The organism is Nitrosospira multiformis, from assembly GCF_003050865.1.
Classification (GTDB): Bacteria; Pseudomonadota; Gammaproteobacteria; order Burkholderiales; family Nitrosomonadaceae; genus Nitrosospira; species Nitrosospira multiformis_E.
Genome location: NZ_QAOK01000006.1, coordinates 88,337 through 101,284 on the forward strand (window position 1 = coordinate 88,337; position 12,948 = coordinate 101,284).

Here is a 12,948-nt window from a genome sequence, read left to right on the forward strand (position 1 = left end):
AATATGAAACCAACCCTTCAAGTCAAGCTGGCTCCGCATCTGGCGCTTACGCCGCAATTGCAGCAGTCCATCCGGTTATTACAACTCTCCACGATAGAGTTGAACCAGGAGATAGAGCGCATCGTGCAGGAGAATCCCCTGCTGGAACTTGATGACAGCATCGGCAAAGGCAGCATGGATTATCATAATGTCATGCCCGAGGAGTTGGCCGCACCATTGCCGAATGAGCTGGAGATTGCCGAGGAAGGCCTTCCTATTCTCTCCGTCGAAGCAGAAACCGATGTGAAACAGCCGCTTAACGAGCGGGAGTGGCTTCCGGATGACAATGTTTTTCGCCACAACCGGGACGATGAGGACGAACACGATATTCCGCAACAAGCGGCAGAACCCCCAAGTCTGCGCGACCACCTCAACTCACAGCTCAGCCTGAGCCAGATCTCCCAGCGCGATAGAAAGATCATCGGATTACTGATCGACAGTCTGGATGATGATGGCTATCTCGTCCAGGACCTGGAAGAATTGGTTGATCTGTTGCCCGCCGAGCTGGCAATAGATATCGACGACCTGCACATTGCCCTCGAACATTTGCAGCATCTGGATCCCCCCGGCATCGGTGCGCGCAACTTAAGGGAATGCCTCGTCATGCAACTGCATGCGCTGCCACCAGATACCCCCTACATGGAGCAGGCGCTGGCGCTAGTGAACAATCATCTTGAAAGTCTGGCCTGCCGGGACTTTAGCGCCATCAAGCGGGTTCTGCACTGCAATGACGACTGTCTTCGTTCCATCCAGCAGATGATAATGCGATTGAATCCGAAACCGGCCACGGCCTTCAGCTCGGCAGTTGCCGGCTACATCGTACCCGACGTCATCGTGACCAGAATCGGTGGTTCGTGGGTAGCCAGCCTTAACCCGGAAGCAATGCCGCGTCTCAGGGTCAACCGGCTCTATGCCGAGATTCTGAAAGGATGCCATGATGACTCTACCCGTCGGCTGACCAGTCAATTGCACGAAGCAAAATGGCTGGTAAAGAACGTACAACAGCGTTTCAACACCATCCTCAAGGCATCGGCAGCCATTGTGGAACGCCAGCAGCAGTTTTTCGAGCATGGAGCAGTTGCGATGCGTCCGATGATACTGCGTGAAATCGCCGACGTGCTGAATCTGCACGAATCCACCATTTCGCGGGTTACCACTCAGAAATTCATGCGTACGCCGCGCGGTATTTTCGAATTGAAGTATTTTTTTGGCAGCCACGTATCAACGGATAATGGCGGCGCCTGTTCCGCCACCGCCATTCGCGCGCTGATCAAGCAAATGATCAATGCAGAAAATTCGAGGAAGCCGCTCAGCGACAGTCAGATCTCGGGGGTTCTGGGGCAGCAGGGTATCATGGTTGCTCGCCGCACCGTCGCAAAATATCGGGAGTCCTTGCAAATTCCCTCCGTCAATCTTCGGAAATCGTTTTAACCCCAGTTCATTTTCATAGGAGCCACAAATGAATATCCATGTCACAGGCCGGCAGGTCGAAATCACACCTGCACTGCGCGATTATGTCGTTTCCAAATTGAACCGGATCACTCAACGTTTCGACCAGATTGTGGATATCACTGTGACCCTTTCCGTGGAAAAACTGGAGCACAAGGCGGAGGCGCTGGCACGGGTGCCTGGCAATGATATTTTTGTCGAGGCAGACAGCACCGACATGTATGTTTCCATAGATAACCTCGTTGATAAACTCGATCGTCAGTTGGTCCGCCGTAAGGAGAAAAATGAAAACCAGCGCACGAATACCGTTCAAGGAACTCCGGATCAAGGCAATCTGAATCAATGATCAGGGGTAGCAACGGTCAAGAACCCGTTTTTATCAAATATGGGCTCGACACCGCTTTTCGCTCCGAAACCGTGAACTTGTTCCGGAACTCCCGGGAAGAAGCTCGTGATTTTTCCCAATCCTGATAATCAGGAGGTATTCAATCAGATGGCCGAAATCGATGCCAGACAGCTTTTCGAGGAAAAACGCGAGAAACTGGATCTCACCTGGGAAGCGGGACGGGACGGAGGGGACAGGCGTCTCGATAATGAAGCGATCGCGCATTCGACGCAGGGAATGATCGGACATCTCAATTTCATCCATCCCAACTGGATTCAGGTACTGAGCGAAACCGAGGCCGAATATCTCAACGCGCTCGATCCCGCTTCCCTCGAACAGCATATGCAGAGGCTTGCTGAAAGCGACATGCTATGCATCATTGTTACGGCGGGCGCATGTGTTCCCGATTCCATCAGGTCCCTGGCGGATTCGACGCGTATCCCTCTCTTCTGTACCCCCTACTCCAGTCTTGAGATTCTCTGGGTATTACGTCCCTATCTCGGACGGGTCCTTGCTCCTTCCTGCAGCAGGCATGGCGTATTGCTCGACGTTCTTGGTCTCGGCGTAATGATTACCGGGGAGAGCAGTGTCGGCAAGAGCGAATTGGCGCTGGAACTGGTGAGCCGCGGACATGGATTGGTGGCGGATGATGTGGTGGAGCTCTATCGCATTGCGCCGGAAACGCTCGAAGGGCGCTGCCCGGCCATGCTGCGCGATTTTCTCGAAGTTCGGGGACTTGGAATGCTGAACATTCGAACGATTTTTGGCGAAACGGCGGTACGACGCAAAAAAAACATGAAACTCATCGTTCACTTGCAGAAACCCAGCAGCACTGATCTCAATGCAATGGAACGGTTGCCGATCAATGATGTCACTGAGAGTATCCTGGATGTCAACGTCCGGAAAGTCATCATTCCAGTTGCCGCCGGCCGAAACCTCGCTGTGCTGGTAGAGGCGGCGGTGCGGAACTACGTTTTGCAGTTGCGCGGCATAGACAGCGGTCAGGAGTTTTTCGCGCGCCATCAACAGGAACTCGAGAACGGGCAAACATAAACACGTGGGCGAAAACAGAGTTAAAACCTTCTCGTCCCTCCCTCCTTTCTGCTCACGGATGTTCTCATCCGGTACGATTTGAACCTATGCAGTTGATCGTCATCAGCGGCCTGTCAGGCTCCGGCAAGAGCATCGCGCTTACCGTTCTGGAAGATAACGGCTATTATTGCGTTGACAATCTTCCGGCCAACCTGCTGCCGGAGGTGACGGTTTATCTGAAGCAATCCGGTCACGAGCGCGTCGCCGTCAGCATTGACGCCAGAAGCTTCGAAACCTTGCATCTCCTGCCACAGCGGTTGGCTGACTTGAGGCAGCAGAAAATGGATATCCATCTGTTGTTTCTCGACACCAAGACGGATACGCTGTTGAAGCGTTTTTCCGAAACTCGCCGCCGCCATCCACTCAGTGACAATCAATCGACCCTGCCGGAATGCATAGAGATGGAACGCGAGATGTTGCGTGAAATTCATGATCTGGCGAACCGCATTGATACTAGTGACCTGAGCGCGAGTTCGCTGCGAGCCTGGATAAGGGATTTCATCGGGCTGGAACCCGGGCGTCTGACGCTGCTGTTCCAATCTTTTGGCTTTAAGCACGGCATCCCGCTGGATTCCGACATGGTGTTCGATGTTCGCTGCCTTCCCAATCCTCACTACGAGGCCCTTCTGCGACCTTTGACGGGAAAGGACCGCGCCGTGATCGAGTACATGGATGCAAACAGCAGCGTGAATCGCATGTTCGAGGATATCCGGCGATTCGTCGATGACTGGCTGCCCTGTTTCATCCGCGATAACCGCAATTACCTGACGGTAGCGATCGGCTGCACAGGAGGACGGCACCGTTCCGTCTATTTCGTGGAGCGGTTGGCGCGTTATTTTACGGAGAACAACCAGGTTCTGGTACGGCATCGGGAATTGAATGCATAAGCGGCTATTCGCCACCAGCAACATTGCACCCATGTTGGCGAACACTGCATTCTCCGGTCACCAGCTGTTACCTGTTTCTAGACATTGAATTCTCACGCCAGTACATTGAAAACTGTCACGCTTGCTTTTACCGGCGCATCCGGCATGCCCTATGGCATGCGCTTGCTGGAGCTGTTGCTCGCGGCCGGCGCCCGCGTGTACCTGATGTATTCGCAGGCAGCGCAGATCGTGGCACATCAGGAAATGCAGCTGGTATTGCCATCACGTGCCAGGGAAGCCGAGGAGCTGTTCAGTCGGCGTTTCAAGGTAGAACAGGGCCAGTTACGCGTGTTCGGCCGGGAGGATTGGCTGGCTCCGGTTGCCTCCGGCTCCAATCCGGCTGATGCAATGGTGGTTTGCCCCTGCACCATGGGTACGCTTGCTGCAATTGCCGCGGGAATGAGCCAAAAGCTGATCGAGCGTTCAGCGGATGTAATGCTGAAGGAAAACCGCAAGCTCATCCTCGTACCCAGGGAGACGCCGTTTTCCGCCATTCACCTCGAAAATATGCTGAAGCTTGCGCGCAGCGGCGCCATAATCCTTCCGCCCAATCCCGGCTTCTATCATCATCCCCAAGACATCCACGACATGGTGGACTTTGTAGTGGCGCGTATCCTTGATCATGTGGGAGTCACCCATACGCTCATGCCGCGCTGGGGCGAAGAAAATACAGCGGAGTGATCCCGGTTTGCGAGTTCCCGTGCCGATGAACTATTCAACTATCCGTAAGTCTCCCGAATTTTCCCTGGTGAGAATATCGGCGCACTGGCCAACAGAAACGGGTTTCAATCCCGTGTGTGTTGCATGATAAATTCCCGCCTCGGTGACAACGAAGTCCATTGGAATATCATGTGTATGGGGATGCAAATTTTCCAGGCGGAGAATTTCGAACGCAACACCGATAGCGAGTGGACGCGGGTTCATGGCGGCTAGCGTACGATCGAAATAACCGCTGCCGTACCCCAGGCGAAAACCAAGTTTGTCGAAGCCGATCATGGGGATGATCAAGGCATCCACTGTTACCAGATCGGTATTGTCAGGTACCGGAATATCATAAGCGCCAATTTTCATGGGCGCTCCCCCCCACCACTTGCGGAAACGGAGTGGCTCATGTTTATTCACTACCTCGGGGAGCGCCAGCGTGGCGCCATGTGCCTGTAAAAAATCCATCAACGGGCGTGGATCGTATTCGCCTCGGTGAGGCCAGCAAAACCCGACAGTACCTGTCCGTAGCGTGAGAAAGCCTTGTTCCAGGAGTGCGGTGATGGCGGCGCTCCAGCGACGATGGTCGGCTTCCTCTATGCATTCCCTGGCCACCATCAGTTCCGCGCGCTGGTGCCTTCTCCAGTCCTTCCAGTTATTCATCATTGTTTCGAATATATGCTCGCTGTCAGTTATCTGCCATAGCCAGAATTTCAAGCGGCTCGATCTGAGATGTATATTGTAGAAGCACTTTCCTCACCGGGGAGGGAATGGCGGCTTTCAGCGCGTCCTCAGGCATCATCCATACCCACTGATTCCCGGGCTGCGATAAGGCCTCGGGTGACAAATGGCCCGGCGAGCGGGAAATGACCTGCAGGATGAGCGGGTAAATCCACAATCTGAAGTGGGTAAAGGTGTGAGCGAACACTTCCATCCGTGATATTAGCCGCACATTTATCCCCAGCTGCATGCAGTATTCAATCACATTCTCATTCACCTGCATCTCCGGCAAGCTCCACAGCGCACCCCAGATCCCCGCGCTCGGCCGTTTTTCCAACAGGATTTTGCCCTGTGCCACCACCAGCAGCAGCGCCGCTTCCCTTTCCGGCAATATCTTCCTCGGCCGAGGGGTGGGCAGGCTGCCGACGCAGTTATCCCTGAACGCAATACACTCCGGGCGAAGCGGGCATGAGCCGCACCTGGGGTGAGCGCGGGTACAGATGGTCGCACCCAGATCCATCAGCGCCTGAGTATAGTCTTCGATATCGCGTTCGATCGGGCTCTCATCTCTCTTTGGCAGCAATGCTTCCGCTATTTGCCACAACTGCGTTTCCACGTGCTTTTCGCCCGGATAACCCTCGATTCCGAAGCAGCGTGAAAAAATGCGTTTCACGTTACCGTCGAGGATGGCCGCCCGCTTTCCGAACGCGAATACCCCAATTGCCGCAGCGGTGGAGCGTCCGACCCCCGGAAGCTGACGAATGACCTCAACCTGCTCGGGAAAAGTGCCGCCGTGCTCACTCATAATCCGCTGCGCCGCTTTATGCAGATTCCTCGCACGCGAGTAGTAGCCCAACCCGCTCCACTGTGCCATTACCTCATCCAGCGATGCCGAGGCAAGACTTTGCATGTCGGGGAAGCATTGCAGAAATCGCCGGTAATAGGGAATGACTGTTCCCACCTGCGTTTGCTGCAGCATGATTTCCGAGAGCCAGACGCGATAGGCGTCACGCGTGTTCTGCCAGGGCAGATGATGACGGCCATGCTGGCGTTGCCAGTGGATGAGCCTGATGGCGAAAAAATTCGAAATAGAATCCGAAATATCTCCTCCCGCGCTCATCAGGGCCGTATGTCCACTCTGACCCTCGATGCCGTGAAGTCACCCGCCTTCAATACGCCTACCCGAATCGACCCTTCCATGTTCAAGCCCTCCAGATTATCCAGCACGTTTAATTCGAATGAGCGCTCCGCGCGACCGGCTTTTTGCTGCTGCCCATCTTGTTGTCGCGGCGAAAAGCGATCCAGATTCAGTTCATCGATATTCACTTCAAAGGCGAGGTACGGTGGAATGAGGCTGCTTGCCGAAAATTTCGCCGCGATATTACTGTCTGCCATGGTTCCGTTCAGCTTTGCCCACGCATTGCCGGTCAAGCCGTCGAGGGAGGCGCTGCCGGAAAGGTTTCCTTGAATGCCATGCGCGGGGAGATTTGCACCCTTCGCCTCAATTCCTGCTTTCAACTCCGCCAGACTCAGCCAAAGCGCCGCGATATTGCCGCCAAGTGGCGAGGAAAAATGGGCCTTTACAACCCGACCTTCGTTTTCTGATTCCAGGTCAGCCCTGAACACTTCACTCCGAAAATCCGTCAGGGTGCCCTGTATCGACGAAAGAGAAAACTTTCCGCTGATCAGGCTATGGGACCCGTTAATTTTTGCCACTCCCAAAATTTTGTCTGTGGTCAGTTTCTGTCCCTTCAAGCCCAAATGGGCGGCATTCACCCCAATATTAAAACTGCTGTCAACGCTCCTTATCCCGGTATCGAAGGTGAATTCATCGGCGCTAAATTCCCCTCCTTCCTCCAAAAGGCTGGCAGAAAAATTTCCGCTGGATTGGATGAACAACCGGCCTGTGTCCGGAAGCTGAGCCTCGGCAACAAGCTTCATCCCACTGAGCGCGAAATACTGCCTTTGTGCGTTCAAAGTCAGGTGAAAACGCACACGGGTTGCCATATCGACTTCGGGACGCTCAGGATGAGCTATGTTAAAAGTCAATTCCACCTTGCTGCGAATTGCATCACCTACCGCATCTGCTCGTTCGTCCGCCCGGTCGGCTTCCAGTTCAATGTTCCTGAATACGAAATGCGTGTCGCTGCCTTCATCACGAAGGGCAAGCATGGTTTTTTCCATACGTACCCGCCCAATATCGAATCGGAAGCGTTCCTGTTGCTCCTCGCTCCTGATCAGATCATCGATGTTCGTGCTGCCATCGGAAAAACGGATCAGATTGGCTGCCAGCCCTGTGATGTTGATTTCATCCAGCACCAGTTCCTTTCGAAGCAATGGCAGGATTTCGAAAGAAACGTGAACCTTCTCTATGTTCGCGAATTCGTCGTCATTGTTATGTTCACTGAGGGAAAGCCTGGCGAATTCCACGCCAGGACTGGGAAAGAACGCAAGCGTGATGGGACCATCCAGCCTGAGCCGCCGCTCCTTTTTCTCTTTCACCAGCCGGATGATCTCCGGCTTATATGCATTGGGATCAAAAATGACGACAATATAAATGATGCTGCCCAGCAGCAGAATCGTTAAGCCGGCAAACAGGAAAAGGAAAAAAGCACCTTTGGTACAGCGGGGGTAGCGGTTCATAGGCGGGGAAAGATGGAGCGGGTGAAGGGAATCGAACCCTCGTCGTAAGCTTGGGAAGCTTCTGCTCTGCCATTGAGCTACACCCGCCGCATAGCTGCGGATTATACGGAAACTAAGCCATAAATGGCAGTGGCGGTTCCCTTATTCGCAACCAGGTTCTTCATCCAGGTGCGCCAAGCTCTTCCTTGCCGTTCGCCCTGAGCGACTCGAAGGTCGAACGGTATTCAGGTATGCTCCTCAAGGGGGCGGAGGACTAACGGGATAACAGGGCGTCGAGACCCGTTTTCTGAATCCCTGTCTGCAATCCTGATGAATATCGGGTTTCAGCCGGAGTCGACTAGGAGGTAGCTGCGCCGTATAATTCAAATTATAAAATACGCATATTGTGGAAAGCCAATTTTTGGGCCAGCATTTTTGCTGAACGACTCCTTGGAAAATGATACAACTTATAGTCAATGGCGAACCCCAGGTTGTTCCCTCCCCGGATTCGGGGGCTGATTCAGGGACAACGAATGACGCAAGACTGAACATCAGGCAATTACTGGAGCACATGGGGTTGCAGGGCAAGCGGATCGCGATCGAGCGCAACGGTGAAATCGTACCGCGCAGCCAATTCGACCAGCCGATGCTTGCAAATGGCGACAAGCTTGAAATTGTCGTTGCCGTAGGTGGAGGATAAGCACATGGACAATCTTGTCATTGCAGGTAAAGCTTATTCTTCACGCCTCCTGGTGGGCACCGGAAAATATAAGGATTTTGACGAGACGCGCACCGCTGTGGACGCCAGTGGCGCAGAAATCATTACCGTGGCGATCCGCAGAACCAACCTCGGCCAGAACCCGGAAGAGCCCAGCCTGCTCGATGTGCTGCCGCCATCGCAATATACGCTGCTACCCAATACAGCCGGATGCTATACGGTGGAGGATGCAGTAAGAACCTTGCGCCTTGCGCGCGAATTGCTGGACGGTCATACCCTGGTGAAGCTGGAGGTCCTGGGTGATCCAAAAACACTCTATCCCAACATCGTTGAAACCCTCAAGGCAGCCGAGATTCTGATCAAGGAGGGTTTCCAGGTCATGGTCTATACGTCGGATGACCCTATTGCCGCCAGGCAACTGGAAGAGATCGGCTGCATCGCGATCATGCCGTTGGCATCCCTGATCGGTTCCGGCATGGGTATCCTCAATCCGTGGAACCTGCAGATCATCATCGAAAACGCCAAAGTCCCGGTCATTGTGGATGCCGGTGTGGGTACGGCGTCGGACGCGGCGATTGCAATGGAACTGGGCTGCGACGGCGTGCTCATGAATACGGCCATTGCTGCCGCGCAAAATCCGGTGCTGATGGCGTCAGCGATGAAAAAAGCGGTTGAAGCGGGGCGCGAAGCATATCTCGCCGGCCGGATGCCGAAAAAGCTGTACAGTGCAAGTCCCAGTTCTCCGGTGGAGGGGGTTATCGGAAACATGTCAGGGAAATAAGGACCGGAAAGGATTTTTCACCCCCCACCTGTCCTTTCCAGACATATCAAATGGTTGAACATTCCCCCCATCGTTCCATCCGCAGCTTCGTTCTTCGCCAAGGACGCCTTTCAAACGCGCAGCGACGCGCCCATGAAACATTGATGCCGAAATACGGCATTCCTTATTCCGGGAAACTGCTTGAACTGGACCCTGTCTTCGGCAGAAGTGTGCCTAAATTCCTGGAGATCGGCTTCGGCATGGGCGAAACCACAGCGCTGATCGCGCAGACGCATCCGCAGAACGATTATTTAGCTGTTGAAGTCCACACGCCCGGCGTGGGCAGCCTGCTCAAGCAAGTGGAAGAACTGGGACTCACGAATATACGCATTATCCAGCACGATGTGGTTGAGGTCCTGCAACACGCTTTGCGTCCTGAGTGCCTGGATGGAGTGCACATTTTCTTTCCCGACCCGTGGCCCAAGGCGCGCCATCACAAGCGCCGGCTGATACAAGCGGAATTCGTTGCCCTGCTTTGCAGCCACCTGAAGCCCGGCGGGTATATCCACGTAGCGACCGACTGGGAGGATTATGCGGAGCAGATACTGAAGGTATTGAGCGGTGAACCGCATTTGACCAATACCGCGGTTGGTTATGCGCCGCGCCCGGAATATCGTCCAATGACCAAATTCGAGCAGCGGGGCTTGCGGCTGGGACACGGGGTCTGGGATGTGATATTTCGGAAAAAGCAGACCGGCTGAAGATGCTTATACCCGGCTTTGCCTGGGGAGGAAAATCTGCAGCAAATCGTTCAAAAACCGCCTGCCAGTCAGAGTAGGTGCGATGCGCTGAAAATCCCGTGTTATCAGTTGTCTCCGTTCCGCCACATCGAGCTGACGCTGGATGTGAGTGAGAGCCAGTCCTGTACGTTCAATGAACATTTGCGGGGCAAACCCATCGGTCAAGCGTAGTGCGTTCATCATGAATTCAAACGCGCGATCATTCCGTCCTACTTCGTGCTGCTCCATGATAGGGGGGTCAGATGATATTTCGGGTGCAGATTTGGCCAGATACTCCTTCGGCTGCCTGTAGCGCATCTGGCGCACTATCCTGTCCCGGAAGCTTATTTTGCTGTGCGCGCCGGCACCAATCCCCAGATAATCTCCGAATAGCCAGTAGTTCATGTTATGACGGGATTCGCGTCCAGGCCGGGCAAAGGCCGACGTTTCATAATTTGCATAACCTTCCCGCGCAAGCGTCTGTTCGATCATTGCCTGCATGTCCGCCGTCAGCTCATCGTCGGGCAAGGAGGGCGGGTAACGATGAAACAATGTATTGGGTTCCAGGGTCAGATGATAAGCAGAAATATGCTGTAGGCCATAAGCAACGGCTGTCTCGATATCGTCCCGTGCTTCTTCCAGCGTCTGGCTTGGCAAGCCATACATCAGGTCGAGATTCACGTTGTCGAAGTTCTTTTGTGCGATTTCGACAGCGCGGCGGGCATCCTTGTCGTCGTGTATGCGGCCGAGTGATGTAAGGTGCCTGGCGTTGAAACTCTGAATGCCGATGGAGAGGCGATTGATCCCTGCGACTCGGAAATCCGCAAATTTTTGCGCCTCGAACGTTCCGGGATTGGCCTCCAGCGTTATTTCAGCCAGGTGCTCAAGCGGCAGCAAAGCCCTGACGGCGCCAAGAATCGCATCTATGGAGCGGGGACTGAACAAACTCGGCGTTCCACCCCCGAAAAAAATACTGATGACCTTTCGCCCCCATATCTGTGGCAGCGAAGCTTCCAGGTCGCGAATGAGGGCTGCTACATACTCGGCCTCCGGCATGCCGTCACTCCGGTCGCGAACTTCATAGGAGTTGAAGTCGCAATAGGGGCATTTTTTCATGCACCACGGAAGGTGGATGTAAAGACTCAGCGGGGGCAAAGACTTCAGCTGGAGGGCCTGAGAACCAAGAATCGCTGCGGGAGAAATAATTGCTGTCATGATGAATCGAAGAGACAAGCAAAAGGAGCCATTGTTTCAGCAATGGTTGAAATTGTCTTTCTCTTCTGTGTCTATAACGGTTGAATCCAAGTAGCAAGCAGGCAAGCAGGCAAATCAGGGTTGTTCCTGCCTGATCCTCTCGACGAGTTGGGCAAGGACTTTTCCCCGATGGCTGATCCGGTTTTTTTGCTCCATCGGCAGGTCCGCCGCCGTTTTGCCGAGGTCTGCCAGAAAAAAATAGGGATCGTAGCCGAAGCCCCCGCTACCCCGGGGATTCAACAGGATTTCTCCATGCCAGCTTCCATCGGCAATAATGGGTTGCGGATCTTCAGGATGCCGCAGCAGCACCATAACGCAGTAATAGTAGGCCCGACGGTCACTCTGGTTTCGCAGCGCCTCGACCAGCTTTTGATTGTTGCGTTCATCCGATTTAGGTTCCCCTGCATAACGCGCAGATAAGATACCCGGCTTACCGCCAAGGATATTGACACAAATGCCGGAATCATCGGCGAGTGCTGGCAACCCGGTATTTTTACTGGCGTGACGTGCCTTAGCGAGCGCGTTTTCAACGAAAGTGCAATAAGGTTCCTCAGCTTCGGGAAAATCGAATGCCGACTGAGGCAGCACCTCGATTCCCAGAGGTTCCAGCAAGTGGCGAATTTCTCGCAGTTTGCCAGAATTATTGCTGGCAATGACCAGTCTTTGCATATCTGTCTATCTGTTCAATGCGTTTTTCTGAACCACGATCAATTCTCGTATTCCCTGCTGCGCCAGATCCAGCATCATATCCAGATCATCCCGGCTGAAAGGCATGCCTTCGGCCGTCCCCTGCATTTCCACCAGGCCAAAGTCATCCGTCATGACGATATTCATGTCCGTATCGCAGCGCGAATCTTCCAGATAATCGAGGTCCAGCACTGGCACGCCCTCGTAGACACCCACTGAAACCGCTGCAACATGACCGGTGATTGGCGTGACTTCTATCGCCTGCTTGCGCAGCAGCGTTTCTACCGCATCATGCACTGCTACAAATGCGCCTGTGATGCTCGCCGTGCGAGTACCACCATCAGCCTGGATCACATCGCAATCCACCTGAATCGTGCGCTCCCCCAGTTTTGTCAAATCCATTACCGAGCGCAAGGCGCGCCCGATCAGCCGCTGAATTTCCATCGTCCTGCCGGACTGCTTGCCTTTGGCGGCTTCCCGCTGCATGCGCTCATTGGTAGAACGCGGCAACATCCCGTATTCTGCTGTGAGCCAACCCTGTCCCTTGCCCCGTAGAAAAGGAGGCACTTTTTCATCCACGCTCGCCGTACAGATTATCCGGGTATCTCCACATTCGATCAGCACCGAACCTTCCGCATGTCGAGTGTAATGCCGGGTAATCCCAACGGGGCGAAGTTGATCCGTGCGACGTTTACTGGGACGCATAAGTTGTAATATATCCTTCACTGTTAGTTGAGCGGTGATACATCACCGGATAAGTCGAACGCGCATGCCGCCTTTCGATTGCACGGAAACGCTGATTCGTTTCCTTTGGA

The 12,948-nt window shown here is 54.0% G+C and carries 14 protein-coding genes and 1 tRNA gene; 8 read left to right on the forward strand and 7 right to left on the reverse strand.

The features are described from left to right. The first annotated feature begins 3 nt into the window (after positions 1–3). The 5 genes from C8R21_RS04975 to C8R21_RS04995 all read left to right on the forward strand — a co-directional run bounded on the left by C8R21_RS04975 (position 4) and on the right by C8R21_RS04995 (position 4,572). Positions 4–1,470 carry an RNA polymerase factor sigma-54 gene (locus tag C8R21_RS04975; RefSeq protein ID WP_107761712.1) on the forward strand — a complete coding sequence of 489 codons (1,467 nt, stop codon included), beginning with the start codon at positions 4–6 and terminating at the stop codon, positions 1,468–1,470. A 28-nt stretch (positions 1,471–1,498) separates the two neighbouring features. Next, on the forward strand, positions 1,499–1,834 hold the full coding sequence (gene hpf, locus C8R21_RS04980) for a ribosome hibernation-promoting factor, HPF/YfiA family (protein ID WP_107761713.1): 336 nt from the start codon (positions 1,499–1,501) through the stop codon (positions 1,832–1,834). Between the two features lie 147 nt (positions 1,835–1,981). Continuing rightward, the gene (hprK, locus tag C8R21_RS04985; RefSeq protein WP_107761750.1) at positions 1,982–2,926 is read left to right on the forward strand and encodes an HPr(Ser) kinase/phosphatase; all 945 of its coding nucleotides are present in this window, start codon (positions 1,982–1,984) and stop codon (positions 2,924–2,926) included. Between the two features lie 86 nt (positions 2,927–3,012). Further along, positions 3,013–3,852 (forward strand): RNase adapter RapZ, encoded by an 840-nt coding sequence (gene rapZ / locus C8R21_RS04990; protein ID WP_074975309.1) that lies wholly within the window; start codon positions 3,013–3,015, stop codon positions 3,850–3,852. A 105-nt stretch (positions 3,853–3,957) separates the two neighbouring features. Next, positions 3,958–4,572: a flavin prenyltransferase UbiX gene (locus tag C8R21_RS04995; protein ID WP_258192259.1), complete on the forward strand. Its 615-nt coding sequence runs from the start codon at positions 3,958–3,960 to the stop codon at positions 4,570–4,572. 30 nt (positions 4,573–4,602) lie between these two features. Here C8R21_RS04995 and C8R21_RS05000 read toward each other — a convergent pair whose 3' ends face one another. From C8R21_RS05000 to C8R21_RS05015, 4 genes are all read right to left on the reverse strand, one after another. After that, complete coding sequence (locus C8R21_RS05000) at positions 4,603–5,256, reverse strand: 5-formyltetrahydrofolate cyclo-ligase (protein ID WP_107761751.1); 654 nt, start codon at positions 5,254–5,256, stop codon at positions 4,603–4,605. Between the two features lie 25 nt (positions 5,257–5,281). Beyond that, positions 5,282–6,433, reverse strand: coding sequence for an A/G-specific adenine glycosylase (gene mutY, locus C8R21_RS05005; protein ID WP_107761715.1), 1,152 nt, complete (start codon positions 6,431–6,433; stop codon positions 5,282–5,284). Continuing rightward, positions 6,433–7,956, reverse strand: coding sequence for an AsmA family protein (locus C8R21_RS05010; protein WP_107761716.1), 1,524 nt, complete (start codon positions 7,954–7,956; stop codon positions 6,433–6,435). The genes mutY and C8R21_RS05010 overlap by 1 nt, the downstream gene beginning before the upstream one ends. Before the next feature lie 13 nt (positions 7,957–7,969). Continuing rightward, a tRNA-Gly gene (locus C8R21_RS05015) sits at positions 7,970–8,043 on the reverse strand. Positions 8,044–8,392: 349 nt separating this feature from the next. Between C8R21_RS05015 and thiS the strand changes: the two genes are divergently transcribed. The 3 genes from thiS to trmB are packed head-to-tail and all read left to right on the forward strand — an operon-like array spanning position 8,393 to position 10,174. Continuing rightward, positions 8,393–8,635 (forward strand): sulfur carrier protein ThiS, encoded by a 243-nt coding sequence (gene thiS, locus C8R21_RS05020; protein WP_107761717.1) that lies wholly within the window; start codon positions 8,393–8,395, stop codon positions 8,633–8,635. 4 nt (positions 8,636–8,639) lie between these two features. Next, positions 8,640–9,434, forward strand: coding sequence for a thiazole synthase (locus C8R21_RS05025; RefSeq protein WP_107761718.1), 795 nt, complete (start codon positions 8,640–8,642; stop codon positions 9,432–9,434). A 50-nt stretch (positions 9,435–9,484) separates the two neighbouring features. After that, a complete protein-coding gene (gene trmB, locus C8R21_RS05030; protein ID WP_107761719.1) occupies positions 9,485–10,174 on the forward strand; it encodes a tRNA (guanosine(46)-N7)-methyltransferase TrmB in 690 nt (229 codons plus the stop codon). 6 nt (positions 10,175–10,180) lie between these two features. Here trmB and hemW read toward each other — a convergent pair whose 3' ends face one another. The 3 genes from hemW to rph form a co-directional block, all read right to left on the reverse strand. After that, positions 10,181–11,407, reverse strand: a complete 1,227-nt coding sequence (hemW, locus tag C8R21_RS05035) for a radical SAM family heme chaperone HemW (RefSeq protein WP_107761720.1) — start codon at positions 11,405–11,407, stop codon at positions 10,181–10,183. 114 nt (positions 11,408–11,521) lie between these two features. Beyond that, positions 11,522–12,115 carry an RdgB/HAM1 family non-canonical purine NTP pyrophosphatase gene (gene rdgB / locus C8R21_RS05040; RefSeq protein WP_107761721.1) on the reverse strand — a complete coding sequence of 198 codons (594 nt, stop codon included), beginning with the start codon at positions 12,113–12,115 and terminating at the stop codon, positions 11,522–11,524. A gap of 6 nt (positions 12,116–12,121) precedes the next feature. Next, positions 12,122–12,838, reverse strand: coding sequence for a ribonuclease PH (rph, locus tag C8R21_RS05045; RefSeq protein WP_107761722.1), 717 nt, complete (start codon positions 12,836–12,838; stop codon positions 12,122–12,124). Positions 12,839–12,948 lie beyond the last annotated feature (110 nt).